General features: G+C 57.6%; 27 protein-coding genes and 1 pseudogene. 18 read left to right on the top strand and 10 right to left on the bottom strand.

Annotated features, from left to right (window positions below; genetic code table 11):
* Positions 1–56: 56 nt before the first annotated feature.
* The 7 genes and pseudogenes from ACXJGX_RS10070 to ACXJGX_RS10040 all read left to right on the top strand — a co-directional run bounded on the left by ACXJGX_RS10070 (position 57) and on the right by ACXJGX_RS10040 (position 9746).
* Positions 57–1130, top strand: coding sequence for an ABC transporter permease (locus tag ACXJGX_RS10070; RefSeq protein ID WP_474781207.1), 1074 nt, complete (start codon positions 57–59; stop codon positions 1128–1130).
* Positions 1131–1134: 4 nt separating this feature from the next.
* The gene (locus ACXJGX_RS10065) at positions 1135–2811 is read left to right on the top strand and encodes an ABC transporter ATP-binding protein (RefSeq protein WP_474781205.1); all 1677 of its coding nucleotides are present in this window, start codon (positions 1135–1137) and stop codon (positions 2809–2811) included.
* A gap of 3 nt (positions 2812–2814) precedes the next feature.
* Positions 2815–4086, top strand: a pseudogene (locus ACXJGX_RS10060) (NAD(P)/FAD-dependent oxidoreductase); the annotation flags it as partial.
* Between the two features lie 29 nt (positions 4087–4115).
* The gene (locus tag ACXJGX_RS10055; protein WP_474781203.1) at positions 4116–6692 is read left to right on the top strand and encodes a nitrate reductase; all 2577 of its coding nucleotides are present in this window, start codon (positions 4116–4118) and stop codon (positions 6690–6692) included.
* Positions 6689–7642: a glycosyl transferase family protein gene (locus ACXJGX_RS10050; RefSeq protein ID WP_474781201.1), complete on the top strand. Its 954-nt coding sequence runs from the start codon at positions 6689–6691 to the stop codon at positions 7640–7642. The genes ACXJGX_RS10055 and ACXJGX_RS10050 overlap by 4 nt, the downstream gene beginning before the upstream one ends.
* Positions 7639–9018, top strand: coding sequence for a siroheme synthase CysG (cysG, locus tag ACXJGX_RS10045; RefSeq protein ID WP_474781199.1), 1380 nt, complete (start codon positions 7639–7641; stop codon positions 9016–9018). The genes ACXJGX_RS10050 and cysG overlap by 4 nt, the downstream gene beginning before the upstream one ends.
* A gap of 89 nt (positions 9019–9107) precedes the next feature.
* Positions 9108–9746, top strand: a complete 639-nt coding sequence (locus ACXJGX_RS10040; RefSeq protein WP_474781197.1) for a DUF4130 domain-containing protein — start codon at positions 9108–9110, stop codon at positions 9744–9746.
* Here ACXJGX_RS10040 and ychF read toward each other — a convergent pair.
* The gene (gene ychF / locus ACXJGX_RS10035) at positions 9743–10840 is read right to left on the bottom strand and encodes a redox-regulated ATPase YchF (protein ID WP_474781195.1); all 1098 of its coding nucleotides are present in this window, start codon (positions 10838–10840) and stop codon (positions 9743–9745) included. The genes ACXJGX_RS10040 and ychF overlap by 4 nt on opposite strands.
* Positions 10841–10983: 143 nt before the next feature.
* Here ychF and trpA point away from each other — a divergent pair, with 143 nt between their 5' ends.
* The gene (gene trpA / locus ACXJGX_RS10030) at positions 10984–11775 is read left to right on the top strand and encodes a tryptophan synthase subunit alpha (protein ID WP_474781193.1); all 792 of its coding nucleotides are present in this window, start codon (positions 10984–10986) and stop codon (positions 11773–11775) included.
* A 5-nt stretch (positions 11776–11780) separates the two neighbouring features.
* Here trpA and ACXJGX_RS10025 read toward each other — a convergent pair whose 3' ends face one another.
* A complete protein-coding gene (locus ACXJGX_RS10025) occupies positions 11781–12818 on the bottom strand; it encodes a Hint domain-containing protein (protein WP_474781191.1) in 1038 nt (345 codons plus the stop codon).
* A gap of 209 nt (positions 12819–13027) precedes the next feature.
* On the opposite strand from ACXJGX_RS10025, the gene ACXJGX_RS10020 reads away from it, so the two are divergent.
* From ACXJGX_RS10020 to ACXJGX_RS10010, 3 genes are all read left to right on the top strand, one after another.
* Positions 13028–14191: an alpha-hydroxy acid oxidase gene (locus ACXJGX_RS10020; RefSeq protein WP_474781189.1), complete on the top strand. Its 1164-nt coding sequence runs from the start codon at positions 13028–13030 to the stop codon at positions 14189–14191.
* A gap of 126 nt (positions 14192–14317) precedes the next feature.
* Positions 14318–14938, top strand: a complete 621-nt coding sequence (locus ACXJGX_RS10015; RefSeq protein WP_474781187.1) for a 50S ribosomal protein L25/general stress protein Ctc — start codon at positions 14318–14320, stop codon at positions 14936–14938.
* A gap of 213 nt (positions 14939–15151) precedes the next feature.
* Complete coding sequence (locus ACXJGX_RS10010) at positions 15152–16267, top strand: hypothetical protein (RefSeq protein ID WP_474781185.1); 1116 nt, start codon at positions 15152–15154, stop codon at positions 16265–16267.
* 22 nt (positions 16268–16289) lie between these two features.
* Here ACXJGX_RS10010 and ACXJGX_RS10005 read toward each other — a convergent pair whose 3' ends face one another.
* On the bottom strand, positions 16290–16922 hold the full coding sequence (locus ACXJGX_RS10005; protein WP_474781183.1) for a cation efflux transmembrane domain-containing protein: 633 nt from the start codon (positions 16920–16922) through the stop codon (positions 16290–16292).
* 74 nt (positions 16923–16996) lie between these two features.
* Here ACXJGX_RS10005 and ACXJGX_RS10000 point away from each other — a divergent pair, with 74 nt between their 5' ends.
* The 6 genes from ACXJGX_RS10000 to ACXJGX_RS09975 all read left to right on the top strand — a co-directional run bounded on the left by ACXJGX_RS10000 (position 16997) and on the right by ACXJGX_RS09975 (position 20967).
* Entirely contained in the window at positions 16997–17413 is a 417-nt protein-coding gene (locus tag ACXJGX_RS10000) for a MerR family transcriptional regulator (RefSeq protein ID WP_474781181.1), read from the top strand.
* Positions 17414–17445: 32 nt separating this feature from the next.
* Positions 17446–18123, top strand: a complete 678-nt coding sequence (gene pth / locus ACXJGX_RS09995; protein WP_474781179.1) for an aminoacyl-tRNA hydrolase — start codon at positions 17446–17448, stop codon at positions 18121–18123.
* Positions 18124–18254: 131 nt separating this feature from the next.
* Positions 18255–19397 carry a serine hydrolase domain-containing protein gene (locus ACXJGX_RS09990; protein ID WP_474781177.1) on the top strand — a complete coding sequence of 381 codons (1143 nt, stop codon included), beginning with the start codon at positions 18255–18257 and terminating at the stop codon, positions 19395–19397.
* A gap of 1 nt (position 19398) precedes the next feature.
* On the top strand, positions 19399–19791 hold the full coding sequence (locus ACXJGX_RS09985; protein WP_474781175.1) for a DUF2237 family protein: 393 nt from the start codon (positions 19399–19401) through the stop codon (positions 19789–19791).
* Positions 19792–19888: 97 nt separating this feature from the next.
* Positions 19889–20395: a hypothetical protein gene (locus ACXJGX_RS09980; protein WP_474781173.1), complete on the top strand. Its 507-nt coding sequence runs from the start codon at positions 19889–19891 to the stop codon at positions 20393–20395.
* Positions 20396–20406: 11 nt separating this feature from the next.
* Positions 20407–20967 carry a helix-turn-helix transcriptional regulator gene (locus tag ACXJGX_RS09975; protein ID WP_474781171.1) on the top strand — a complete coding sequence of 187 codons (561 nt, stop codon included), beginning with the start codon at positions 20407–20409 and terminating at the stop codon, positions 20965–20967.
* On the opposite strand, the gene ACXJGX_RS09970 is transcribed toward ACXJGX_RS09975, so the two are convergent.
* The 7 genes from ACXJGX_RS09970 to ihfB form a co-directional block, all read right to left on the bottom strand.
* Positions 20964–21446 (bottom strand): helix-turn-helix transcriptional regulator, encoded by a 483-nt coding sequence (locus ACXJGX_RS09970; protein WP_474781169.1) that lies wholly within the window; start codon positions 21444–21446, stop codon positions 20964–20966. The genes ACXJGX_RS09975 and ACXJGX_RS09970 overlap by 4 nt on opposite strands.
* Before the next feature lie 29 nt (positions 21447–21475).
* Positions 21476–21892, bottom strand: coding sequence for a hypothetical protein (locus tag ACXJGX_RS09965; RefSeq protein WP_474781167.1), 417 nt, complete (start codon positions 21890–21892; stop codon positions 21476–21478).
* A 47-nt stretch (positions 21893–21939) separates the two neighbouring features.
* Positions 21940–22380, bottom strand: a complete 441-nt coding sequence (locus tag ACXJGX_RS09960) for a PepSY domain-containing protein (RefSeq protein ID WP_474781165.1) — start codon at positions 22378–22380, stop codon at positions 21940–21942.
* A 161-nt stretch (positions 22381–22541) separates the two neighbouring features.
* Positions 22542–23768 (bottom strand): tryptophan synthase subunit beta, encoded by a 1227-nt coding sequence (gene trpB, locus ACXJGX_RS09955; protein ID WP_474781163.1) that lies wholly within the window; start codon positions 23766–23768, stop codon positions 22542–22544.
* Between the two features lie 96 nt (positions 23769–23864).
* Complete coding sequence (locus ACXJGX_RS09950; RefSeq protein WP_474781161.1) at positions 23865–24515, bottom strand: phosphoribosylanthranilate isomerase; 651 nt, start codon at positions 24513–24515, stop codon at positions 23865–23867.
* Entirely contained in the window at positions 24515–24871 is a 357-nt protein-coding gene (locus ACXJGX_RS09945; RefSeq protein WP_474781159.1) for a LapA family protein, read from the bottom strand. The genes ACXJGX_RS09950 and ACXJGX_RS09945 overlap by 1 nt, the downstream gene beginning before the upstream one ends.
* 9 nt (positions 24872–24880) lie before the next feature.
* Entirely contained in the window at positions 24881–25162 is a 282-nt protein-coding gene (gene ihfB / locus ACXJGX_RS09940) for an integration host factor subunit beta (RefSeq protein ID WP_474781157.1), read from the bottom strand.
* A 432-nt stretch (positions 25163–25594) separates the two neighbouring features.
* Between ihfB and ACXJGX_RS09935 the strand changes: the two genes are divergently transcribed.
* On the top strand, positions 25595–26233 hold the full coding sequence (locus ACXJGX_RS09935; RefSeq protein WP_474781155.1) for an NAD(P)H-dependent oxidoreductase: 639 nt from the start codon (positions 25595–25597) through the stop codon (positions 26231–26233).
* Positions 26234–26241 lie beyond the last annotated feature (8 nt).

Below are 26241 nucleotides of genomic sequence, written 5' to 3'. Positions count from 1 at the left end.
CCTTCCCATACCTTGGGTGGGGCCATTCCTTGGCCCATTGACGACAGGACAGCATTATGACCGCAATCGACCCAGCAACCCTGAATACCGAAGCCCGGCGCGCACGGCTTTTCACAAGGATCAACAAGGCAGACGCATGGTTCCAGGTTCTGGGCCTGTCATGGGTAACCCCCATCTTGAAAGCCATAGCGGGGGATAATCCGCGCGCGCAGATATCCGAAATCTGGCGTTTATTAGGTGTACCGCTGCTGGCTATCGGTTTGTTTCTGCTCGCTTGGGGAACGTTGGCCCCTAAGGTGCAAACATCGCTGGGCGCGATCCCCGGCCCTGCTGCGGTCTGGGAACAGGTCGGAAATCTGCACGCCGATGCGGTCCGCGAGACCAAAAAAGAATCCGATTTCTACACGCGACAAGACACGCGCAACGCCGAATTCATCGCTAACGGTGAAACCGACAAGGTGCGCGACCGCGTGTACACCGGCAAACCCACCTATTATGATCAAATCTGGACATCGATCAAAACCGTGTTCTTCGGCTTTCTGGTCGCATCCCTGATCGCGATCCCGCTTGGGATCATGGCCGGGCTTAGCCCGACAGCCAACGCTGCCATCAATCCCCTGATCCAGATTTTTAAACCTGTGTCCCCGCTGGCGTGGTTGCCGATTGTGACCATGGTTGTTTCCGCCGTTTATGCGACCAACGACGGCATGTTCTCGAAATCCTTCCTTGTCTCGGCCATTACGGTGACGCTGTGTTCGCTTTGGCCCACACTGATCAACACCGCCCTTGGGGTCGCCAGCATCGACAAGGATCTGGTGAACGTGTCCAAAGTTCTGAAAATGAACACCTATACCAAGATCACCAAACTGGTGCTTCCCTCGGCACTGCCGTTGATTTTCACCGGGTTGCGCCTGTCGCTGGGTGTGGGCTGGATGGTGCTGATCGCTGCTGAAATGCTGGCGCAAAACCCGGGTCTGGGCAAATTCGTCTGGGATGAATTCCAGAACGGGTCGTCACAATCGCTGGCCAAAATCATGGTCGCAGTGCTGACCATCGGGATCATCGGCTTTATGCTGGATCGTGTCATGTACGCGCTGCAATCCATGTTCACCTTTACAGAGCAGCGGTGATCACATGAGCATCCTCACATTTGAAAACGTCTCAAAAAGTTTCGGCGAAGGCTTGCAAAAAGCCGATGTATTGAAAAACATCAGCCTCGCAGTGCAAGAGGGCGAATTTCTGGTACTGCTTGGGTTTTCCGGCACCGGAAAAACCACCCTGATCAACCTGATGGCGGGCCTTGAAAAGCCCACCGAAGGCCGCGTGGCCTTTAAGGGTGCCGAAATCACGGGCCCGGGCCCGGAACGCGGCGTGATTTTCCAAAGCTATTCGCTGATGCCATGGCTGACGGTGGGCGGGAACGTGCAACTTGCGCTTGATTGCGTGTCGCCGAAGATGCCCAAGGATGAAAAGGCGGCAATGGTCAGCCACTACATCAAAATGGTGGGCCTTAGCCACGCGGTCCACCGCCGCCCCGCTGAACTATCGGGCGGCATGCGTCAACGGGTCAACGTGGCCCGTGCGCTGGCGATGCGCCCAGAGGTCTTGTTGCTGGATGAACCGCTGTCGGCGTTGGATGCGTTGACCCGCGCCAACCTCGCTGACGAAATCGAACACATCTGGGAGGCTGACAAAAAGACTTGCGTGCTGATCACCAATGACGTGGACGAGGCGATTGTACTGGCAGACCGGATCATCGCGCTGAACCCCGATGGAACGCTGGGCGATGAATTCCGCGTCGACATCCCCCGCCCCCGCGACCGCACCGAGATGAACAACCACGACGGTTTCAAAAAACTACGCGGCGAGGTGACACAATACCTGATGGACAAAGGGATCGCGGCCAAGGTTGCGGAAACCCGTCACCTGCCCAACGTCACCCCAATCCACAGCGTCCCCGCTGCCGTCGCGCAGGCCCAAGAAGGCACGCTGGACGAACGCTACCTGACGTTTTCCGGCCTGCACAAAGTCTATCCGACACCAAAAGGTCCGTTGACCGTGGTGGAAAACTTTGACCTCAAGGTCAACAAAGGCGAATTTATCAGCCTGATCGGTCACTCTGGCTGTGGGAAATCCACTGTGCTGACGATGGCCGCCGGACTGAACCCGATTTCGCAGGGGCAAATCCGCCTTGACGGGTGGGACGTGAACGGTGCCGACCCGGAACGCGCCGTGGTGTTTCAGTCGCCCAATCTGTTTCCTTGGCTGACCGCGCGCGAAAACGTGGCGATCGGCGTCGATAAGGTCTATCCGCGCGCCTCGCAGGCGGAACGCCAGGATGTGGTGGAATATTACCTTGAACGCGTGGGGCTTGCCGACAGCATGAACAAATCTGCGGTCAGCATGTCCAATGGCATGAAACAGCGGGTTGGCATCGCACGCGCCTTTGCACTGTCGCCAAAGCTGCTGCTGCTGGATGAACCGTTCGGGATGCTTGACAGCCTGACGCGCTGGGAGCTGCAAGAGGTGCTGATGGAAGTCTGGTCGCGCACCAAAGTAACCGCGATTTGCGTCACCCACGATGTCGACGAGGCAATTTTGCTGGCAGACCGTGTGGTCATGATGACAAACGGGCCACAAGCGACCATCGGGAAAATCACCGAGGTGAACCTGCCGCGCCCGCGCACCCGCAAAGCGCTTCTCGCGCACCCCGACTATTACGCCTACCGCCAAGAAGTCTTGGATTTTCTTGAAGAATACGAACACGGCGCTCGGCCAAAGCCGAAATCAGCGCCCATCGCAGCGGAGTAACCCATGACACAGAAAATCATCGTCATCGGGGCAGGCATGGCAACGGGGCGGCTGCTTGAACATCTGTTCGACGCAAACGCCGATATCGCTGTGACCCTGTTCAACGCCGAACCGCGCGGCGCCTACAACCGGATCATGCTGTCGCCTGTTCTGGCTGGAGAAAAGACATATGCCGATATCGTCACCCATGATGCGGATTGGTATGCGGCCCACGGCGTCACCTGCCGCTTTGGTGAAAAAGTGACACAAGTGGATACCCTGCGCAAACAGGTGACCGCCGAAAACGGCGATACTCTGCCCTATGACAAACTGGTCTTTGGCACAGGATCAAACCCGTTTATCGTCCCCCTGCCCGGTCATGATCTGGACGGCGTGATTGCATACCGCGACTTGGAAGACACCAGCCGGATGATGGCAATGGGCCCGGACAACAGGGTCGTTGTTATCGGCGGCGGTGTTCTGGGTCTCGAAGCGGCGGCGGGCATGGCGACACGTGGCGCAAAGGTCACCGTCATTCACAACCAAGGCCACCTGATGGATCGTCAGTTGGACGCAGCAGCCGGATATCTGCTGCGCAAGGCGCTGCTGGACAAGGGGATCACGGTCCGCTGTCAGGCCAATTCAGCGGAAATCTTGGGCAAAGATGGACATGTACGCGCCCTGCTGCTGGATGATGGCACCGAACTGCCCTGTGATCTGCTGGTGATGGCGGTGGGCATTCGCCCCAACACCCGGCTTGCGCAAGCGGCGGGCGTGGCGGTGGCGCGCGGCATTACCGTGAACGACCAGATGCAAACATCCGATCCCGACATCCTTGCCATCGGCGAATGCGTCGAGCATAACGGCGCGCTGTTCGGGCTGGTGGCCCCGCTTTATGATCAGGCAAAGGTCGCCGCGGCAACGCTGTTGGGGCAAGACGCACAGTTTGTCCCGCAAGATCTGTCGACAAAGCTGAAGGTGACAGGCTGTGATGTGTTCAGCGCCGGTGATTTTGCGGCAGGTGAGGGCCGCGAGGACATCGTGTTGCGCGATCCAGCGGGCGGCATTTATCGCCGGCTGGTGTTGCAAGGCAACCGGATCGTGGGCGCGGTGATGTATGGCGATACCCGCGACAGCAACTGGTTCTTTGGATTGATCAAAGATAAATCTGACGTGTCCGACATGCGCGACACGCTGATTTTCGGTCCAGCATATCACGGGGGTGCCCCCATGGACCCGTCAGCAGCCGTTGCAGCCTTACCGCGTGACGCGGACACAGCAGGCAGCAACGGCATTTCCCCAAACACATTCACAAAGGTTGCGGCATGAAAACGGTCTGCACCACGTGTCCTTATTGCGGCGTCGGTTGCGGTGTGATCGCATCCTCTGATGGCACGATCAAAGGCGACCCCGACCACCCGGCCAACTTTGGGCGACTGTGTTCCAAAGGATCGGCGCTCGGCGAGACCATCGATCTCGATGGTCGTCTTCTCGCACCGCAGATCTTCGGGCGTGACGCGGGCTGGAACGACGCACTTGATCTGGTCGCACATAAATTTCAGGCGGCCATCCGTGATCATGGCCCCGACAGCGTGGCATTTTATGTCTCGGGTCAACTGCTGACCGAGGATTATTACGTCGCCAACAAGCTGATGAAGGGTTTCATCGGGTCGGCCAATATCGACACCAATTCCCGTCTGTGCATGGCCTCGTCGGTGGCAGGGCACAAACGCGCCTTTGGCACAGATACCGTCCCCGGCACCTATGAAGACCTTGAACAGGCCGATCTGATCGTGCTGGTCGGATCGAACCTTGCGTGGTGCCACCCTGTGCTGTTCCAGCGCATTGTCGCAGCAAAGGCCGCGCGCCCCACCATGCGGATCGTTAACATCGACCCCCGTATCACCGCCACCAGCGATCTGGCGGACCTGCATTTACAAATCCGGGGCGATGGCGATGTTGCGTTATTCAACGGGTTGCTGGCACATCTGGCCGACAGCGGTCATTTGGACGACGCTTATCTTAATGCCAATGTGAACGGGTTTGATCAGGCGCTGCACAGCGCGCGCGCTGATGACCCGCGCGCCAGCGGCCTGAGCGCCGCGCAAATAGCCGCATTTTACGCGCTTTGGGCGGGTAATGAAAAAACAGTCACCATCTATTCGCAAGGCGTGAACCAATCCACGTCAGGCACCGATAAAGTCAACGCTATCATCAATTGTCACCTTGCCACCGGGCGCATCGGACGTCCCGGCATGGGCCCCTTTTCGGTGACAGGGCAACCGAACGCCATGGGCGGCCGCGAGGTGGGCGGGCTTGCCAATACGCTGGCCAATCACCTCGACATCGAAAACCCCGCCCACCGCGACGCCCTGCAAATCATGTGGGATAGCCCCACGATGGCCACCAAACCGGGCCTCAAAGCCGTGGATCTGTTCAAAGCCTGCGCGGATGGCCGCATCAAGGCGCTGTGGATCATGTCCACAAACCCCGCCGTCAGCCTGCCTGACGCCGATGGAGTCGCCGCTGCGATCCGCAATGTGCCGTTTACGGTCGTGACCGACATCATGGCGCACACCGACACGGGCGATTTAGCCGATGTCCTGTTGCCCGCGACAGGGTGGGGCGAAAAAGACGGCACCGTCACCAACTCTGAACGCCGTATTTCGCGCCAACGCGCATTTCTTCCCGTCCCCGGCCTAGCCCGCCCCGACTGGAAAATTATCGCCCAAGTCGCCCAGCGTATGGGATTTACAGGCTTTGACTATGACGGCCCTGACGATGTTTTTGCGGAATATGTCGCGACAACCGCGCTGGCCCAAGCGTTCGGAAAAGATCTGGACCTTACCGCGCTGACCGGGGTCGATTACGCAACCCTTGCACCAGTGCAGTGGCCGGTTGGCAAGCAAGACCGGTTCTTTGCCGATGGCGGTTTTTATCACCCCGATGGCAAGGCGCGCATGATCGCGGTCACGGCCCCTGCGGTAGCATCCGGGCAATTCCGGCTGAACACAGGCCGCAACCGCGATCAATGGCATACCATGTCGCGCACCGGAAAATCGCCCCGGCTTGGTGCACATCTGGCCGAACCTTATGTTGAAATCCATCCCGATGACGCCGCCGCGCTGGGGGTCGATACCGCAGAGCTGATCACTCTGACCGGCCCCAATGGCAAAGGCATCTTTCGCGCCTTGATTAGCAGTAAAGTCCGCGCCGGCGATCTGTTTGCGCCGCTCCACTGGACGCGGCAACTGACCTCGGCGGGTGTCGTAAACAGCGTGGTCGACACTGGCGTTGACCCGATCTCTGGCCAACCCGCCACCAAAAGCGCAAAGGTCGATGCGGCACGCGCCCCCGTCGCGTGGTACGGATTTGCGGTCAGCGCGGCACAAATGCACCCAACCCGCCCCTATCACGCCATCGCCCGCACCCGCACAGGCTGGCAGGCGGAATGTGCTGGTATGAAAGCCCCCCAAGATTGGGAGGCAGAAGCCCGCACCATCACCGGCATCGCCCAAGGCAGCGCCGCAATGGTGACGGATGCCACCACTGGCGATGTCCGCGTGGCGCTGCTGCACGATGGCCAGATCAAAGGACTGTTCTTTGCCAGTCGCACGCCCGTGGTCGTGGCGCGCCAACACGCCGCAACCTTGATCGGATCCGACGCAAGCAGCATGGATGCGCTTTCAGGCCGGGTCGCCGCCGATATGCCGGACCCAGGCGCGACCGTTTGCGCGTGCTTCAACGTCGGGATAAACACATTGCGTGACGCGGTCGCCCAAGGGGCCGACAGCGTTGCCGCACTTGGGGCTGCAACCTGCGCCGGCACCAATTGTGGATCTTGCAAACCAGAGCTGGCGGCGCTGATCGCCCAGTTCCAACTTCCGGTGGCCGCTGAATGACCCTGACCCCCTATGTCCAGATTGTGGCCCGTGGCCAAGGACGCGCCCGGCCCCTGACGATGACCGAGGCAACCGATGCCATGCAGGTCATGCTATCGGGCAACGCCCAGCCAGAGGCCTTGGGCGCGCTGTTGATGCTGCTGCGCTATCGCGGCGAAGTCCCTGACGAGATCGCGGGTTTTACCGCCGGTCTGCGGGCCGCATACCATACACCCATCAACGCCGATCTTGACTGGCCGTCCTATGCCGCAGGACGGACGCGCGGGGCGCCGTTATTCTTGCTGGCCGCCAAACTGGTGGCACACGCGGGTTACCGCGTGGCACTACACGGTTGGAATTCCCACCAAAGCACGGGTGCATCGGTGCGCGACGCGCTGGACGCGCTTGAAATCCCCCTGAACGCCAGCGATGCGCCGCTGACATATTTGCCGGTCGAAACCTATGCGCCAGCAGCCTTTGACCTGCTGTGCCTGCGCGACACATTTGGGCTGCGGTCCTGCATCAACACCGTCTTGCGGATGTGGAACCCGACGGCTGCGCGGGCCACGGTGCAGGGGGTGTTTCATCCGTCATACCGCGGGCTACAGGCGCAGGCAGCGGCGTTGCTGGGGCAATCGGACCTGACCGTCATCAAAGGCGGCGGTGGCGAATTTGAACGCAACCCGACCAAAGCTGTGCAGGTTTTCGGGCTGCGCGGCGGGGACCATCACCAAACAGACGCCCCTGCCCTGCATGACGAAACACGGCGCATGCATGAACCCGACTTTGACGTAGATGTGTTGCAGCTTTGGGCTGGAACCCAGACCGACCCGTTCGCAACAGCGACCGTCATCGGCACCGCCAGTATCGCGCTTTGGACCTTGGGCGCGGCGCCCACCATCGCAGCCACAGACGCTATGGCCGCAACCTTGTGGTTCGCACGTCACCGCAAACAAAGGATGTCAGCATGAAAACCTTTCCAATGTTCCTGACGATGGCGGGTCGCCGTGTTGTAATTGCGGGCGGCGGGGAACAGGCTGCGCAGAAATGTCGGCTGATCCTGAAGACAGAGGCGCAGATCACCCTGCTTGCCCCGGCGCTGGACGCCGAATTGTCCGACTTGCACCGCGACGGCAAAATCCTGTGGGATACATCGCCGATCACCCCGGCCCATTTCGCAGACACGGCGCTTGTGTTTATCGCGACCGGCTGCCCCGGCATGGATGCGGCACTGCACGCGCTGGCCAAGGTCGCAGGGGCCACCGTCAACGTGGTTGACCAACCGGCCCTGTGTGATGCGATCACCCCGTCGATCGTGGACCGCGACCCTGTGGTTGTCGCCATCGGCACCGAAGGGACCGCGCCCGTCCTCGCGCGCCAGATCAAAACACGCATGGAGGAATTGCTGGAACCACGCTTGGGGGATCTGGCCGCCGTCGTCGGGCGCCTGCGCGAAAGCGCTGCGATGCGGTTGCAACCACGCAAACGGCGCGATCTGTGGCGCTGGGTGTTTGACGGCCCTGTGCGCGACACCCATAAACGCGGGCGCGAACGTGACGCGGCGCAAATGATCAAAGACGCGATTGCGACCGGGGATTTCGGGCTTGCTGGGCCATCGCCTGTCGCGCTTGTCGGGGCGGGTCCGGGGTCGAAAGACCTGATCACCCTGCGCGGCGTCCAACGTCTGCAAGAGGCCGATATCATCTTTTACGACCGTCTGATCGACCCTGAAATTCTGGACCTTGCGCGGCGCGATGCGGAACGGGTCTATGTCGGCAAAGCCCCCGGCGCGCACAGCTGGCCGCAAGATAAAATCTGCGGATTGCTCGTGTCCGCCGCGCGCCAAGGTAAACGCGTGGTAAGATTGAAATGCGGCGATCCGGGCATCTTTGCGCGGGGCGCCGAAGAGGCAGAGGCGCTGGCCGCCGCAGGCATCGCCTATGAAATTGTACCGGGCGTGACATCCGCAAGTGCAGCCTCGGCTGCAATGGGCGGGTTTCTGACCGAACGTGGGGCCTGTGATACGCTTGTGTTAACAACCGGACGCGGCGCGCACGAACATGACACCCCGGATTGGGCGGGTCTTTTGGCGCAGGGGCGCCGGGTCGCGGTCTATATGGGCGTGGGCACCGCCGACCGGATCGAAAGCGTGCTTTGTGCGGCAGGTCTTGGGCACATCGTGACCGTGGATATTGTCGCCAATGCGCAGCGGCCCGACCAGATCATCGCCCACTGCAATGTGGCGGCCCTTACGGATACGATCCGCGCGCACGGCATCGAAAACCCCGCTATCATGTTTCTGAGCCACCGGAAAACCGCGCAGGCATTACAGGTACAAACCGCCTGACCTGCGGGAAAATTTGCGCGGTGCCTTGCCCTGCGCCAAACAAGAACATAACATGAACACACAACGACCCCCAGCGCTTGAGTCTTTTGATGTTCACCATTCCCTTGCCCCAAATCGGAACCGACATCGCATGGCGTGACGCCGCCAAGCGGTTGATGGGGGCTGGCGTGCCGCCGACCGATATTTTGTGGGACTATGCCGGACAACTGACGCCGCTGCTCGACAGTAGTGGCCTGCCTGCGGCAAAACGGCGGATACAAGCGCCGCACAGTTTTCTGACGTTGGCGCAGAACGTGGTCTGGCACCGATCCGAAGACAGGTTCGCGAGGCTTTACACCCTGCTTTGGCGGTTGCGTCAGGGTTCGGGGTTGATGCAAGACACCCATGATGCAGACCTGAACAGCTTGCGCGCCTACGAAGATGACGTGCTGCGCGCGCAGGCCAGGATGCGCAAACGGCTGTCATTTCAGGATTTGCGACAGGGCGGCACGCGGCACGCCTTTGCTGCGTGGTACGCGCCGGCGCATCACGTGGTCGAACCCACCGCCCCGCATTTTGCACAACGGCTGCCCAACCTCGATTGGATGATCGCAACACCGGACCTGACCGCGCAATTCATCGACGGCAACCTGTCATTCCATCCGGGGCAACCCAAACCGCCCGCCCGCCGCGCGGGCCAGCGATCCGATGCAATATTGGGCGATCTGTTTAACCCGAACGGGGATTAGGTGTTGAACAAGAAATGCATCACATCGCCATCTTTGACGATATAGGTTTTCCCTTCGGCTTTCATCTTGCCGGCCTCTTTGGCGGGCTGTTCGCCGCCCAGACCGACAAAGTCATCATAGCCGATGGTTTCCGCACGGATAAAACCGCGTTCAAAATCACCGTGAATAACACCGGCAGCCTGCGGGGCGGATGTGCCTTCTTTGATCGTCCACGCGCGGGCCTCTTTTGGGCCCACGGTGAAATACGTCTGGAGGTGCAGCAATTGGTAGCCAGCGCGGATCAGCCGATCTAGACCCGCTTCTTCAAGGCCCATTTCGCCCAAGAACATCTCGGCCTCTTCGGCGTCCAGCTGGCTGATTTCTTCTTCGATCCGCGCAGAAATCACCACGGCGGAATTGCCTTGCGCTGCCGCCATTTCAGACACCCGCGCCGACTGGCTGTTACCAGTTCCGGCGCTTTCCTCTTCGACGTTGCAAACATAAAGCACCGGCTTCGTTGTCAGCAGTTGCAACATGCGCCACTGCTTTGCATCTTCGGGGTCGACATCAACGGTGCGGGCAGGTTTACCCGCTTCAAGGGCGGCCTGGGCGGCCTCTAGCAGACGGACCTGCTGCGCTGCATCTTTATCGCCACCACGGACCTTGCGGTTCAGGTTCTGAAGGCGCTTTTCGATGCTTTCGAGATCCGACAGCATCAATTCTGTTTCAATGGTATCGGCGTCTTCGACAGGGTCGACGCGGCCTTCAACATGGGTGATATCGTCGTCTTCAAAACAGCGCAGCACATGGGCAATGGCGTCACATTCACGAATGTTGGCCAAAAACTGGTTGCCCAGACCTTCGCCTTTTGATGCGCCCTTGACCAAGCCGGCGATGTCCACAAAGGTCATGCGCGTTGGGATGATCTGCTTTGATCCCGCGATCTCGGCCAATTTATCAAGGCGTGCATCAGGCACAGCCACGTCACCCACGTTGGGTTCAATCGTGCAAAACGGAAAGTTCGCGGCTTGTGCCGCAGCCGTTTTTGTCAGCGCGTTGAACAGGGTCGATTTGCCCACATTTGGCAAACCCACAATACCCATCTTGAAACCCATAGCAGCTCTCCTTGAAACTTAGGGCGCTTCTAGGGGGGGAACGCCGCTGGTGCAAGATAAACAGGGGCCGAATACGCCCGACCCCATTGATTTTCCGGCTTTCATCGCGCACACCGAAACCAACAACACAGCCGGGGACTAAGATGAGCAGAATCGACGCCAAATTCGCACAACTGCGGGCCGAAGGGAAAAAAGCCTTTGTGGCCTATGTGATGGCGGGTGACCCCGACTATGACACCGGGCTCGAGATCGTCAAAGGTCTGCCCGGCGCGGGCGTCGACATCATCGAATTGGGGGTGCCATTCACCGACCCGATGGCCGATGGTGCAACCATTCAATTGGCCGGACAACGCGCGCTGGACGGGGGGCAAACGCTGGAAAAAACCCTGCAATACGCCCGCGAGCTGCGCAAAACCGACGACACCACGCCAATTGTGATGATGGGCTACTACAACCCGATCTATTCGCGCGGCGTCGATAAATTTCTGGTGGATGCTGTCGCGGCAGGCATCGACGGGCTGATTATCGTCGATCTGCCCCCCGAAGAAGACGACGAACTGTGCATCCCGGCACAGGCTGCTGGTATCAATTTTATCCGTCTGGCAACCCCCACCACCGACGACAAACGCCTGCCCAAAGTACTGACCAACACCTCTGGATTTGTCTATTATGTGTCTGTCACAGGGATCACCGGCACCGCCGAAGCCCAAGCCGGCGATGTTGGCCCCGAAGTGGCGCGGATCAAATCCCACACCGACCTGCCCGTCATCGTGGGTTTCGGGATCAAAACACCCCAAGCCGCCGAAAACATCGCCCGGATTGCCGACGGCGCCGTCGTCGGATCAGCCATCGTCGAGAAAATCGGCAAAGGCGAAAGCGTCGGGGACGTACTGGCGTTCGTGAAGTCGTTGGCGGATGGGACGCACAGAGGGTAACGCGCTTACGCCCCCATGACCGAATGATGCTGCTTTGCCGGATAAATTTCAGTCAGCAAACCCGCCTCGAAACGGCGTAACGTGCGATAGGCCGTCGGACCGTAGGTTGCGACACTACGGCCAACCGCATTCAGCTTTTGTTGAATTTCTTGCTGATCTGCGTCACTCAGGATGACATCAACCTGTTTGGCTGGATGCAGGCTTTCGGCATAGGCACCATCGGCATTCAACGCGTGATGTTCGTCTAGTAAAAGATGCACGTATGTTACGGACAGACATCCTTCGCGTGTGACGCCGGCGATGTGGGTCAGATGTTTCGCGTGGACGAACACTTCGTGGGTTTCGAATAACAACTGCGACTGCGATCCAGCGACGAGCATCCGGTGCCACGGTGAGACATGGATAGGACCCCTGTTTCCCAGCACGCCCGCATCAAAACGGATTGGTGCCAACTTGCCGAAGCCAAGCACATTTTGCTTGCCGACCCACAAAATAGGCTTTGGCCCGGCTTCGCGCGTGATGACAATATCACCTTCGCGCAGATCACCTGCATCAACAAATCCAGAGGACGTAGCGATAGGCGTTTTCGCCGCAAAGCAAACATAATCAGCATAGGTGAAATAGGGGTCACCTAAAACCTCCGCATTCGGCTGATTATCAAAGGCGACAATTTCGTAGGTGCGACCCTCCACCAACGGGTACTCGGACAAGGTATAGCTAAAGCTAGTCGAACCGTCTTTTCCGTTCAAAAGTACAACTTCGAACGTGACATCATCGATCGGATCATAGAATGTCCAACCTGCATCTGCGTTGATCGGGATATCCGTAAATGTGGTTGTCGGCGTTGTAACCGTTGCGGTCGCAGTTTCCTGACTGGTCTTAACGTTATCGTCCAACGTCTGGCCGTTAACACCAGTTTCGTTATCGGCAATTACGGCAGTCCCGGTCGCCGTCGTATCACCCGTGAACGTGAACGACCCCAAGGTTGAAGGAAATTCCGTGTACGGAGACCATAGATATATATTAAACGTATAATCGGCCACGTCTCACCACCCTTCTTTACTCGTAAGCACAAAATAACACAAAATTATCTAACGTAGGTTAAGCTGAGCTAGATCTTAGGCAAATCTATGACGGTACTGCGGTTATTCAGCTTTTCGACAACGTCGCTATAAACAAACATCGATGAAAGGCAGTTGAACGTGACCGCATCAATTGGTAACAAGAACTAACCAATTCCAGGAATTCAGCCATGCCCGTTATCACCACCATCTCCGATCTCAAACGTCTGCATAAACGCCGTGCGCCAAAGATGTTCTATGATTACGCTGAAAGTGGCAGTTGGACTGAACAGACGTTTCGCGAAAACACCACCGACTTTGACCAGATCCGTCTGCGCCAGCGTGTGGCTGTCGATATGTCGAACCGGACGACTAAATCACAGATGATCGGCCAGGACGTCGCAATGCCGGTCGCGCTTGCCCCGGTCGGGTTGACGGGGATGCAATGCGCCGACGGCGAGATCAAAGCCGCGAAAGCTGCCGAAAAATTTGGCGTGCCTTATACGCTTTCCACCATGTCAATCTGTTCCATCGAGGACGTCGCCGCCCATACCAAGGCGCCGTTCTGGTTCCAGCTTTACGTGATGAAAGACGAAGAATTCGTCGATAACATTATCGCCCGCGCCAAAAATGCAGGCTGTTCAGCGCTGGTGCTGACCCTTGATTTGCAGCTTTTGGGCCAGCGGCACAAAGACCTGAAAAACGGACTGACCGCGCCGCCGAAAATGACGATCCCGACAATGATCAACCTGTCAACCAAATGGCGATGGGGCATTGAAATGCTGCAAACCAAACGCCGCACCTTTGGCAATATTGTCGGCCACGCGAAAAACGTCGGTGATACCAGCAGCCTGTCGTCGTGGACGGCGGAACAGTTCGAACCCAAACTGGATTGGGACATGGTTGCCAAGCTGAAGGAAAAATGGGGCGGTAAACTGATCCTCAAGGGGATTCTGGATGTAGAGGACGCCCAAAAGGCGGTCGCTGTCGGCGCTGATGCCATCGTGGTGTCCAACCACGGCGGGCGGCAATTGGATGGGGCGCTGTCTGCGATCCGCATGTTGCCATCGATCGTGGCCGCTGTTGGCGACCAGATCGAAATTCACATGGACAGCGGCATCCGGTCTGGACAAGACGTGCTGAAGGCGCTCGCGCTTGGGGCCACGGGTGTCTTGATCGGACGCGCCTATATCTACGGGCTTGGCGCGATGGGCGAGGCTGGTGTGACAAAGGCGCTTGAGGTGATCCACAAAGAACTGGACATGACCATGGCGCTATGTGGGCGGCGGGACGTCAAGACGTTGGACCGCGACGTGCTGTTGGTGCCGAAAGATTTCGAAGGGAACTGGGGCTAAAAGCCAAGGCAGATTGCCTGCGCGCAGACAAACCCCTTTCCAAAAACCCGAATCCCGCCTATAGGCACAATTCTTACCGGACCGCACACCCTTGGAGGGCGGTCCATAACATACTGGAGAAATACTATGGCTGGACAGATTCCTGATCTGAACGCCAAGGTACGCGCGGGGACAGGCAAGGGGGCCGCCCGCCAAGCTCGCCGTGATGGCGACGTACCTGGCATTGTTTATGGTGGTGGCGCAGAGCCCCAATCCATCAGCATCCCATTCAACTACCTGCTGACAACACTGCGCAAAGGCCGCTTTATGTCCACGCTCTTCAACCTCAAGGTTGAAGGTCAAGAGGACGTGCGCGTTGTTTGCCGTGGTGTACAGCGCGACGTGGTCAAAGACCTGCCGCTTCACATCGACCTGATGCGCCTCAAGCGCACAAGCCGCGTGAAACTGTTCATTCCTGTCGAATTCCTGAACGCTGATACATGCCCCGGCATCAAAAAAGGTGGCACATTGACCGTCGTGCGTAACGAAGTCGAACTGGACGTTCTGGCCGGTGACATTCCTGATCACCTCACTGTTGATCTGGCGAACCACCAGATGGGCGACGTGATCCACATCAGCGAAGTCGCAATGCCGGAAGGCGCAACAGCAGTCATCGATCGTGACTTTGTCATCGCAAACATCGCCGCACCACGTGGCCTGATTGCAGAAGACGACGCCGAAGACGACGCAGTCGCAACCGAAGAATAATCCAGCGCGCAAGCGTAGGATGGCAAGGGCACCCCTTTGGGTGCCCTTTTTTATTTGAACCATGCGTGCATAAATGAAACGCACATGTATCGACTGACACACCCGTATCGCCACACGCGCCGTTTTGCAGGGTAGCTATGCACCATTGATCGCGTTAAGGTTTTAAAATTACTTTTCAAAATCATTGCATAATTGCGCGACAGGACCCCCATCATGACACTCACCGACCGTAAGATCTGGTGCATTTCTGGCATCGTCTCGCTTGTTTTAGCGGTCGCGCTTTTCTTTCTGTGGGTCGATAAAAACCAGCGTACCGAAGACCCGACGCAACTGCCCGATCAACAGTCCGTCGAAACCTATTTGCAAACCAACTGGCCGGACCCGCCGCTGCGGATCACCACGGGGATATTCATTCAGTCGTTGCGTTTTGTCGGGTTCAGCGATGTTCACCTGACGGGCTATATCTGGCAGCACTATGCGGATGGTGTGCATGACGCCGTGAAACCCGCCCCCGGCGAAGTGGGCTTTATCCTGCCCGAAGGCGTCGACGAAGCCAGCGGCACCCTACGCGAGGCCTATCGGATACGGCAGGGCGACAGCGAAGTCATCGGTTGGTATTTCGAACAAACATTGCGCCAAACCTTTGATTACGCGGAATATCCGTTTGATCACAAAACCGTCTGGGTCCGGTTTTGGCCCAAAAATTTCAGCGACAACATTGCGCTGGTGCCTGATTTGGACGCCTATGCGGCCACTGGTCCCGCCGATGTCTTCGGGATCGAAGAAACCATCGTCTTGGGGACGTGGGACCGCAAGAACACGTATTTTGACTATAAACCGGCCGATTACGACACCAACTTTGGTATTTCGGATTATGCCGGGCAACAGAACTTTCCCGAACTTTATTACAACGTTGTCGTCAAACGGAAATTCGAGAACGCTTTTATCGTCTATATGATCCCTTTGTTCGTGGTGACAACACTGCTGTTTGGCGCGCTCATGACCATCACCCGCCAAGACGGTCTAATGGCCCGCCACGGCGCCAATACGTCCAACGTCATTGGAACCTGTTCGGTGTTGTTCTTTGTCGTTTTGTTGGCCCATGTGCAACTGCGTGACGGCTTTGCAGGGTCGCACATTGTCTACCTCGAATACTTTTACTTTATGATGTATTTTTTATTCCTTGGGGTGTCGGTGAACACCTACCTTTTTGCGCTGGAACCGACGCGGTTTTTGCGGATCATCCACTACAAGGACAACCTGATCCCAAAGGCAGCGTTCTGGCCCGTTGTTTTGGTCACCATGGTGGGCATCACGCTGCTGACCTAGAAACCCTGTCAGCAGCGTAAGATCAATGGTGATGGTGATGCACCGGACCGCCTGCCCGCTCGGTCATCGCTCGCCGGATGATCTGAATAGCGGATGACAGGAACAACCCGGCCATGATCCCCGCAACGATCAGGTCGGGCCAACCGGTCGCCGTCCCCCACACGCCTAGCGCGGCCACCATCACCGCCACATTGCCAATCGCGTCATTGCGTGAACACAGCCACACCGACCGCACATTTGCGTCGCCGTCTTTGTAACGCATCAACAGGGCCACGCTGGCAAGATTTGCAATCAACGCCAGAAACCCCACCAGCCCCATCACTTCGGCGGTCGGAACACCCACCGAAAACACCCGGTAAGCAGTCGACCCAAACACCCAAAGCCCCATCAGCAAAAGGCTGATCCCTTTGGCCAAGGCGGCCATGCTGCGCACCCGCAGCGACGCGCCAATCACCGCCAACGAGATACCATAGGTCAGCGCATCACCAAAGAAATCCAATGCGTCGGCCTGTAGGGCTTGGCTTTGCGCCAGTTGCCCGGCGGTCATTTCCACCGCAAACATCCCGGCGTTAATCGCAATCACTGCCCAAAGTCGCCGTTTATAATCCGCCGATACCCCATCAAACTGGGCGTTGTGAACACACGATCCCGACATTTATGCATTCCTTTTATCTTTGCTGATGATGATGTAACATCTCTAGCAACTAGAGGTTCAAGGGGTTTTTTGAAATGTTTTCCATCGGCGCACTTTCCAAACGCACAGGGGTCAAGGTTCCGACGATCCGCTACTACGAAGACATGGGGCTGATGCCCGCGGCGGAGCGCACGGCAGGGAACCAGCGGCGGTATACGCACGCGGGGCTGGACCGGCTGGGGTTTATCAAACACGCACGTGATCTGGGGTTCCGCATCGAAGCCATTAAAGACCTGATCGCCCTGCACAACCACCCCGACCATTCCTGCCAGGCCGCCAATGCCATCGCCAGCGCACAGTTGGACGACGTACGCGCCAAGATCGCGCGATTACAACGGCTTGAACACGAACTATCGCGGATCGCGACCCAGTGTACCGGCAACGGCAAGATTGAAAACTGCTATGTTTTAACGGCGTTGTCCGACCACAATCTTTGCGAAACCGCCCACTAGCGCTGCACTGCGGCATAGGTTAACATATCTGTATGAAACTTATTGTTGGCCTAGGTAATCCGGGCGCGAAATACGCGCAAAACCGTCACAACATTGGCTTTATGGCCGTGGACCAGATCGCATCCGATCATGGATTCACCCCGTGGCGGAACAAATTTCAAGGCCAGATCGCCGAGGGGCGGATCGGGTCAGAAAAAGTCACTTTGTTGAAACCCGACACCTTTATGAACCTGTCCGGGCAATCCGTCGGCGAGGCAATGCGCTATCTCAAACTCGCGCATCAAGACATTATCGTCTTTCACGATGAACTGGATTTGGCACCGGGAAAGGTCCGGTTAAAAACCGGCGGCGGTCATGCAGGTCACAACGGATTGCGGTCAATCCACGGCCACATCGGCCCTGACTACGACCGTGTCCGGCTTGGCATCGGGCATCCCGGTCACAAGGATGCCGTCGCAGGGTATGTGCTGCGTGATTTTGCGAAATCCGAAGCAGGCTGGCTCGACGATGTGCTGCGCGGCATCGGGGAAGGTATCCCGCATCTTGTTGCAGGTGACGGCCCCAAATTTCTGAATGTGATCGCGCTGCGCGTCGCCCCGGCCCGGTCATCGACAGGCGCCGCCAAACCCAAGCCCGATATCGTGACCCTGCCCGAACCTGTGGCAGACGCCCGATCGCCGATGCAAAAACTGGTGGATCGTTTCCGGTGATCGCTGCGGCCGTTGCTACCCAATGCCAAGCCTGCTGGTCGTTTGCCCCGCCCTTAAAGCGGTAATTTTCATGCATCGTTTCGACAGACGCGCATGACAACCGGCGTGCTGCCGCAAAATACGGAGCAACAATGACAAACGCACTTTTTCTTGCCGCCGCTATCGCCGCGGGCATTGCCCTGTGGAAACGGCGTGAAATCGCGCGGCTGCGCCACGTACTGTCCCTGTTTGCGCCCGATAAAATCATCCATAACTTCGGCCATATGGATCGGATATTTCTGCACGACCGGATGCCCGCCGCGCATACCGTCAGCCCGCTTCCCAAAGGCCCGCAGATCACGCTGCAGCAAGACGCCCAAGCCTGGATCGTGGACCGCACCCTGACGGCGCTGGTCATTCTCAAGGACGGAATGGTGGTCTATGAGGACTATTTTCACGGCACCAAAGCAGACGACCTGCGGATCAACTGGTCAGTTTCAAAAAGTTATCTTTCCGCGCTCTTTGGCATTGTCTTGGCCGAAGGGGCCATCGACAGCATCGACGATCCGGTGACCAAATACGCGCCCGAACTGTCCGGCACCGCCTACAAAGACGCCACCATCAAGAACGTGCTGCAAATGTCGTCCGGCCTGCAATTCAACGAGGATTACCTTGCCTTCTTTTCCGACATCAACCGGATGGGGCGGGTGCTGGGGCTAGGCGGGTCGATGGACGGGTTTGCCAAACGGCAGACGCGCAGCGCGGCGGCACCGGGCACGCGGATGGAATATGTATCGATCGATACACATGTGATCGGCATGGTGATCCGGGGCGCGACCGGACGCGGTATCGCCGACCTTCTCCACGAGAAAATCATCGCCCCGTTGGGAATGGAACAGGCACCCTACTATTTAACTGACGGTTACGGGGTGGCCTTTGTCTTGGGCGGGCTCGCTTGCACCACGCGTGACAATGCGCGGTTCGGGCAGATGATGTGCGACGGCGGCCAGTGGCAAGGCCGCCAAATCGTGCCCGCCGATTGGGTCGCCGCATCAACCATCGCCACTGCAAAAACCGCCCCCGGCGAAATCGGTTATGGGTATCAGTGGTGGATTCCACTGGGGTATCAGAACGGCCAGTTTTTGGCGCGTGGCATTTACGGCCAATACATCTACATTGACCGTATCAACAACGTCGTCATTGCGGCCCATAGCGCCGACCGGACCTTCCGCGAAGACGGCGTGAACCGCCAAAACGAAGTGATCTTTCAACAGATTGCAGAAAGCCTGAGCTAACATGGAAAAAGACCCCTCATTCAACGTGCTTGGCAGCAGTCTTGCGCCCTGCTCTCGTGATCCGCTGACCGGATATTTTCGCAACGGTGCCTGCGACACCTGTGCCGAAGACCAAGGCAGCCATACAGTCTGTGCCGTGATGACAGCCGAATTTCTCGCCTTTTCCAAATACGTCGGTAACGATCTGTCCACTCCGCGCCCCGAATACGGATTTGCCGGGATCAAAGCGGGCGATAGCTGGTGCCTATGCGCCAGCCGGTTCCTGCAAGCCCACGACGAAGGATGCGCACCCAAGGTCAACTTGCATGCGACCCACGTCCGCGCGCTTGAGGTCGTGCCAATTGATGTGCTGCGAATTTACGATATCGAACACCCTGACAACCAGTCATCCTGAGGGTTGAAAACTGTGTTTTGGCCCATCTGATCTATCGCCACGCTGATGAAGACCCGTTAACCACACCTTGAATGATACTGTCATCTGGAGATCACCAATGACCACCATCCGCATTCTACCGCTTATCCTCATGTTCGCTCCTGCCGCTGTGGTGGCCCAAACTGCGGATTACACCGGGTTGGCGGGCAGCTATGAGGTTGCGCAGAACCGTGATTACAACGACGTCATTCGGGGACTTGAAGCGACAGATTACGAAATCGAAGATGTCTCGACCACGTTGCTGGGCCGCACGCGGATCATGGCCAACAACGGCCTTTACCGCCGCGAGGTCGTGGTCAGCTCTGCAACAGGTGAAATCCTGTCGGACCTGCTGCTGGAATTGCCGCTTGACGATGACACCCGCGCCAGGCGTGCGGCAATGGCCGCAGGCAGCGACCCAAAGCCCGACGAAGGCGCTGTCCCGCAGCTTGATATCAGCGGCTCAATCACACTTGGCGTGAACAGCAACACAGGCGGCTTCGGGCGTGCCGGCGTCACTGTTGGCAAAGAGAATATCAACGGTTCAGGCGTCAGCGCATGGGTCAGCGTCTACGACAACTTCTGATCGCAGCGCAGATGCCCAGACCCAAAATCCCGCGCCGCTGGTCGCTTGGTCTTCTGGCGGGGCTGACCCTGTTCCAACTGCTTTGCGCCGCATTCTTTATCAGCGAATTCCTGACCGAAGTCCTTCATCTGCGTCACTGGGCCTTGCCTTTTGCGTGGCGCGAAATCCTTCAAATCCTCGCGAGCCTCGGTTTGGCGATTGGGTCGGTGACATCTTTGCTGCTCTTGCGGCAATCACGTCGGCGCATGGTTGCGATGCACCGCCAGGTGCGCGCCGCATCGGGTGCCTTTCACGAGGTGATGGATGAATTCTTTGACGACTGGGCCCTGTCCCCGTCTGAACGCGATGTCGCAATGTTTGCCTTACGCGGTTTTGGAAATGCCGAAATCGCAACGCTGCGTGGCAAAAGCGAGGCCACGATCAAAACCCAAATCAACGCTGTCTTCCGCAAGGCAGGTGTTGCAAGCCGGGCGCAGTTGATGGGGGTTTTCGTGGACGCAATGATGGTAAGTGGTGATCAGGGCAACATGCGAGCACCCCAAAAGCCGATGCCGCATATTGCCCAAGCTTAGACGCCTTCGACCGCCAGTAATTCTTCGATAAAGATGCTTAACAGTTGGTTGCGGCCCGTCACGTCCGCCTTGCGGTAAATCGCGTTTGTCTGGGCTTTGATGGTGCCTTCACTCACGCCGCGCAGGTCTGCGATTTCTTGGGTCGACATGCCCTTGATCGCGAACAACGCCACATCGCGTTCCGCAGGCGTCAAACCCCAATCGGTGAACCGCTCTTCGATCACCTCCATAAACGCGCCAGAGGCGACGCGCAGTTGGCCCTCGACCGCGCGGTTGCGTGTCATGGTCTTGCGCAGCAATAGAACACCCAAGCCGGTGCCCAACAGCAGCCCTAAAGCGGCCCCCAGTTCGATAAGTTCGTATAAATTCCAGCTAATCGGGGCAACGCCCAACATCGACCCGACAATCTGCCACAGAAAGAAAAAGGCGCAAAGCACCTGAACGCCAACAATGGCGGCAACATACCACTGGCGCTTCACCAGGTGATCCTATGCGTCAGGCAAGCCACTTAATCATCGTCCTCGCGCGCATCATCATCTTCATCGTGGTCGTCGTCATCAACGTGGTCATCATCTTCGTCGCGGTCGTCGTCATCGTCTTCGCCGTCGTCGACACGCGTATTCCCAGATCCCGCGTTTCCGTTGTCGGGATTCACCAACCGCGGACGGTGTTCAGTGACATCATCATCCACCGAGAACCAATAATCGCGCAGAATTTCGCCCGTTTGTGGATTGAAAACCAGTTCACGCCGCAAATCGTCACGCATCGCAACAACGCGCACCCGGCCCAGCCATGTGCGGTTCAAAGCGATGCCTTCAAACCCCTGCCGTTCCAGCTGGGTCACAATCTGGTCCTGAACCGACTGGGCCGCCACTGCAAAGGGCGCCCCAGTCAAGGCCAGACATATGGCGAGTCGTTTAAACATACCTACTCCACTACGCGATAATGACCGCTTTGGACCACGTCGGTCGCTTAGTCGTCGTCACCGCTATCGTGATCATCGTCACGATCATCGTCATCATGATCATCGTCATCATCCTCATCATGATCGTCGTCATCTTCATGATCATCGTCGTCGTCGCCATGATCGTCGTCATCGCGATCATCATCATCGTCCATGTCATCGTCGCTATCGTCTTCAATACGCACTGATGGTGTCGTATCTTCGCCTGCTTCGACGGGGCGGACCTCTTGTTTCAGCACCTCACCAGTGGCGGCATCATATGTCACCTCTAGCTTCATGCCGTTGCGGATCGCTTCGACTTTGACTTGGGTTGGGCCATTCTTGACTTCAATCCGCTGATAGCCTTCGGCCTGCAACTGCATCACAACCTGTTCTGCAATCGACTGCGCAAAAACGGCGCCCGTGCCGAATACAACTGCCGCGACTGTGGAGAGTAAAAGTTTCTTCATGGTGTCGTCCTTTTCAATCACACCGACCTGACGTTTACAGGCCGCTGGCAATGTAATTGCATCCAACACACGGCCGCGCCTATCGGCCAAGGGTTTAAATGACGGAAGTAAACCAAATGCAAAGCGGCCTAAACTAAAGTTTAGGCCGCTTTGGTGTAATCCTAGATCTTCATGTCGAAGCCAAGGTGCTTGGCGACGGTAAAGATGTCCTTGTCGCCACGGCCACACATATTCATCACCAGCAGGTGATCTTTGGGCAGCGTCGGCGCAATCTTCATCACATGGGCCAAGGCGTGGGATGGCTCCAGCGCGGGGATAATTCCCTCGAGAGCGCAGCACAGTTGGAACGCTTCTAGGGCCTCGACATCGGTGATCGACACATATTTCGCGCGGCCAATATCGTGCAGCCAAGCATGCTCTGGTCCAATACCGGGGTAATCCAGACCTGCCGAAATGCTAAAGCCTTCAAGGATCTGACCATCATCATCTTGTAACAGATATGTCCGGTTGCCGTGCAGCACGCCGGGGCGACCGCCCGTCAACGACGCACAATGTTCCATCTTGTCGTTCACGCCTTTGCCGCCGGCCTCGACGCCGATAATGTTCACGGATTTATCGTCAAGGAACGGAAAAAACAGGCCCATCGCGTTAGACCCGCCACCGATGGCAGCGATCAACGTATCGGGCAAACGTCCTTCGGCCTCTTGCATCTGGGCCTTGGTTTCCTGCCCGATGATCGCTTGGAAATCGCGGACCATCGCCGGGTACGGGTGCGGACCCGCGACAGTGCCGATGCAATAGAACGTATCGCGCACGTTGGTGACCCAATCGCGCAGCGCATCGTTCATCGCGTCTTTCAGGGTGCCACGGCCAGATGTGACAGGGACGACCTCTGCACCCAAAAGGCGCATGCGGAACACGTTGGGGGCTTGCCGTTCAACGTCATGGGCGCCCATGTAGACGACGCACTTCAGGCCAAATTTGGCACAAACAGTGGCCGTCGCGACCCCGTGCTGGCCCGCACCGGTTTCGGCAATGATACGGGTTTTGCCCATGCGGCGGGCCAGAATGATCTGGCCAAGCACGTTGTTGATCTTATGCGCGCCAGTGTGGTTCAGCTCGTCGCGCTTCAGGTAAACCTTTGCGCCACCCAAATGCTGGGTCAGACGGTCCGCGTAATACAGCGGGCTGGGGCGCCCCACATAATGCGTCCACAGATCATGCATTTCGGCCCAGAACGCGTCGTCCGTTTTGGCGAACTCGTACTGCGCCTCAAGCTCAAGGATCAGCGGCATCAGGGTTTCGGACACAAAGCGCCCACCGAAATCGCCAAAGCGCCCATTTTCGTCGGGACCAGTCATGAAGCTGTTGAAAAGATCGTTGGGCATGTCTCACCTAATTTTGTCGCGCTCTTCAGGACTAGCGCCATTGGGACGAATGGTAAAGCAGGCAAGCTATCTTTGCAGTGTGGCAAAGCGCGTGATTTAGACGCGCCGCGCGGCCTGACAGAATGCTGCCATCAGGTCGGGGTCTTTGACCCCCGGCGCCGTTTCGACGCCCGATGCCACGTCAACCTGCAACGCGCCTGTCTGCGCAATCGCATCTGCGACGTTGGCCGCATTCAATCCACCAGCAAGCATCCACGGCTTGGTCCAGTACTTGCGCCCCGACAACAACGACCAATCAAAACTGACGCCGTTGCCGCCGGGCAAAATGGCATTCTTTGGCGGTTTTGCGTCCAGCATCAACTGGTCCGCGACCGCGCTGTAGCTGTCAATCGCCCCAAGGTCCGCAGGCCCCGAAACGCCCAGCACCTTCATCACGGGCAGACCATAGCGCGCCCGAATTTCGGTAACACGTTCCGGTGTTTCGTGTCCATGAAGCTGCAACATATCCAGCGGTACACTGGCGGTCAGCGCATCCAGTAGCGCGTCATCTGCATCCACGACCAACCCGACCTTCGCCACACCAACCGGCACATCAACGGCCAGCGATCGCGCTTGTTCAAAACTGACATAGCGCGGTGACTTGGGGAAAAAGTTGAAGCCGACGTAGGTCGCGCCAGCCTTTGCCGCAGCCGTAACATCGCTTGCGGTCCGAAGCCCGCAAATCTTGACCCGAATATCAGATTGCATCAGTGGGTGTTTTCCAACAGCGCAAGCACGTCATCGCTGTCTTTGGCCCCGGCCGCCGCACCGCGCAGTTGCTGCACCTCGCGGCGCAATGACGCCAATTCACGCGCCGTGGCGCGGGCTTCGGCACGCTGGCGGTATTCACGCAGCCATTCCCAGACGAACCCGATCAAAAGACCTGCACCCACACTCACAAAGATGATGATGAACAGCGGGACCTGTGCGTCAGGTGATATCGACAGCAAATCAGCAACGGGTCCGGGCATCGCACGCACAGTAACCGCGCCACGATTGGCAAGCCCGATCAAAATCAGACACAGGCCCACAACGGCCCAGAATGCGTAACGAATGGTTTTCATGGCGTCCTCTTAACTGCCGTTCAACCGGTCCCGCAATAGTTTGCCGGTCTTGAAGAACGGAACATGTTTTTCTTCGACCTCAACCGCATCACCAGTGCGTGGGTTACGGCCGATTCTCTGGTCCCGTTTTTTCACCGAAAACGCGCCAAAGCCACGCAATTCGACACGGTCACCACGCGACATGGCGTCCGTGATCTCTTCGAAGATGGTGTTGACGATTTTTTCAACGTCACGTTGATACAAGTGCGGGTTCTCATCAGCAATTTTTTGGATCAATTCTGAGCGGATCATAACAGTGGCCTCCCTAACAACAGTCTAACACATACAACGAGTTTGTCCCCGCTTTTCAAATGACTATAGGCAGTTTGCTGCCTTCGGGAAATAGCGCAGACACGGCGAATCCGCCCAAAATTGCTATCAAAACGTGAATAATTCCCAGATTTACACCTGCACGATCCAGAATATGAACCTTTGCCGCGAATGCTGCGACACAGCACAGCAAGGCGATTCGGTCGGCGGCGATGGGCAAACGCAAAAAATCATAACATATTGATCAAATGGTCAATTTCTTAAGGGGATCGCAGGCGTCACGCGCCGGGGCTGTGCGCAGCCTCACAGTGCCTGTGCACCACTGCGACTTATGTGCTGCCCGATTGAGGTTAAATACAGCGTGTCACCACCCACACCGGGCCAGATCGGCAGCGGTACATCAGGATACAGATTATGCTTCTCGAACGTTTAAACTGGCGTTACGCCACCAAAAAAATGGACGCCTCCAAATCGGTGCCCACAGCCAAAGTTGACGCCATCCTTGAGGCGATCCGCCTTGCCCCGACATCCAGCGGGTTGCAGCCATTCGAGGTGATCGTCGTAACAGATCCCGCGGTGCGCGCTCAGCTTAAAGATGCGGCGTTTGGGCAGGAACAGTTGGTCGATGCCAGCCATGTTCTGGTGTTTGCCGCATGGGACAACTACACCGAAGCGCGCATTGATAGCGTCGTTGCCGATACAGAGGCCGCACGCGGTGGCGCAAGCGAAACCCTTACCGCCTATTACGACCGCCTCAAGGCGATGTACCTTCCCCGCGAACCACATGTGAATTTTGAACATGCGGCGCGTCAGGCGTATATTGGTCTTGCTATGGCGCTGACTGCCGCCGCCTTTGAAGAGGTGGACAGCACCCCGATGGAAGGCTTCGAGCCCGAAAAAGTGGACGAAATCCTTGATCTTGGCGCACGCGGGCTGAAATCGGTTGCGATCATGCCTTTGGGATACCGCGCAGAGTCAGGTGATTGGCTGAACGGCTTGGCCAAAGTCCGCCGCGCGGCTGACAAATTCATCACGCGCATCGACGCCAAATAACGACAGCA

This window comes from Yoonia sp. SWMV100 (genome assembly GCF_056108365.1).
Note: the sequence above shows the minus strand (reverse complement) of the source record. Positions and strands in the feature narration are given on the sequence as shown.

What these genes read in the sequence shown, in the direction of transcription:
- ACXJGX_RS09965 (WP_474781167.1), bottom strand. Translation starts at nt 21,892, where the DNA reads ATGTTTAAACGACTCGCCATATGTCTGGCCTTGACTGGGGCGCCCTTT.
- ACXJGX_RS10050 (WP_474781201.1), top strand. Translation starts at nt 6,689, where the DNA reads ATGACCCTGACCCCCTATGTCCAGATTGTGGCCCGTGGCCAAGGACGC.
- ACXJGX_RS10000 (WP_474781181.1), top strand. Translation starts at nt 16,997, where the DNA reads ATGTTTTCCATCGGCGCACTTTCCAAACGCACAGGGGTCAAGGTTCCG.
- ACXJGX_RS10070 (WP_474781207.1), top strand. Translation starts at nt 57, where the DNA reads ATGACCGCAATCGACCCAGCAACCCTGAATACCGAAGCCCGGCGCGCA.
- ACXJGX_RS09945 (WP_474781159.1), bottom strand. Translation starts at nt 24,871, where the DNA reads ATGAAAACCATTCGTTACGCATTCTGGGCCGTTGTGGGCCTGTGTCTG.
- cysG (WP_474781199.1), top strand. Translation starts at nt 7,639, where the DNA reads ATGAAAACCTTTCCAATGTTCCTGACGATGGCGGGTCGCCGTGTTGTA.
- ACXJGX_RS09990 (WP_474781177.1), top strand. Translation starts at nt 18,255, where the DNA reads ATGACAAACGCACTTTTTCTTGCCGCCGCTATCGCCGCGGGCATTGCC.
- ACXJGX_RS10040 (WP_474781197.1), top strand. Translation starts at nt 9,108, where the DNA reads ATGTTCACCATTCCCTTGCCCCAAATCGGAACCGACATCGCATGGCGT.
- ACXJGX_RS10010 (WP_474781185.1), top strand. Translation starts at nt 15,152, where the DNA reads ATGACACTCACCGACCGTAAGATCTGGTGCATTTCTGGCATCGTCTCG.
- ACXJGX_RS09985 (WP_474781175.1), top strand. Translation starts at nt 19,399, where the DNA reads ATGGAAAAAGACCCCTCATTCAACGTGCTTGGCAGCAGTCTTGCGCCC.
- pth (WP_474781179.1), top strand. Translation starts at nt 17,446, where the DNA reads ATGAAACTTATTGTTGGCCTAGGTAATCCGGGCGCGAAATACGCGCAA.
- ACXJGX_RS10055 (WP_474781203.1), top strand. Translation starts at nt 4,116, where the DNA reads ATGAAAACGGTCTGCACCACGTGTCCTTATTGCGGCGTCGGTTGCGGT.
- trpB (WP_474781163.1), bottom strand. Translation starts at nt 23,768, where the DNA reads ATGCCCAACGATCTTTTCAACAGCTTCATGACTGGTCCCGACGAAAAT.
- ACXJGX_RS10015 (WP_474781187.1), top strand. Translation starts at nt 14,318, where the DNA reads ATGGCTGGACAGATTCCTGATCTGAACGCCAAGGTACGCGCGGGGACA.
- trpA (WP_474781193.1), top strand. Translation starts at nt 10,984, where the DNA reads ATGAGCAGAATCGACGCCAAATTCGCACAACTGCGGGCCGAAGGGAAA.
- ychF (WP_474781195.1), bottom strand. Translation starts at nt 10,840, where the DNA reads ATGGGTTTCAAGATGGGTATTGTGGGTTTGCCAAATGTGGGCAAATCG.
- ihfB (WP_474781157.1), bottom strand. Translation starts at nt 25,162, where the DNA reads ATGATCCGCTCAGAATTGATCCAAAAAATTGCTGATGAGAACCCGCAC.
- ACXJGX_RS09935 (WP_474781155.1), top strand. Translation starts at nt 25,595, where the DNA reads ATGCTTCTCGAACGTTTAAACTGGCGTTACGCCACCAAAAAAATGGAC.
- ACXJGX_RS09980 (WP_474781173.1), top strand. Translation starts at nt 19,889, where the DNA reads ATGACCACCATCCGCATTCTACCGCTTATCCTCATGTTCGCTCCTGCC.
- ACXJGX_RS09960 (WP_474781165.1), bottom strand. Translation starts at nt 22,380, where the DNA reads ATGAAGAAACTTTTACTCTCCACAGTCGCGGCAGTTGTATTCGGCACG.
- ACXJGX_RS09975 (WP_474781171.1), top strand. Translation starts at nt 20,407, where the DNA reads ATGCCCAGACCCAAAATCCCGCGCCGCTGGTCGCTTGGTCTTCTGGCG.
- ACXJGX_RS09950 (WP_474781161.1), bottom strand. Translation starts at nt 24,515, where the DNA reads ATGCAATCTGATATTCGGGTCAAGATTTGCGGGCTTCGGACCGCAAGC.
- ACXJGX_RS10020 (WP_474781189.1), top strand. Translation starts at nt 13,028, where the DNA reads ATGCCCGTTATCACCACCATCTCCGATCTCAAACGTCTGCATAAACGC.
- ACXJGX_RS10065 (WP_474781205.1), top strand. Translation starts at nt 1,135, where the DNA reads ATGAGCATCCTCACATTTGAAAACGTCTCAAAAAGTTTCGGCGAAGGC.
- ACXJGX_RS10005 (WP_474781183.1), bottom strand. Translation starts at nt 16,922, where the DNA reads ATGTCGGGATCGTGTGTTCACAACGCCCAGTTTGATGGGGTATCGGCG.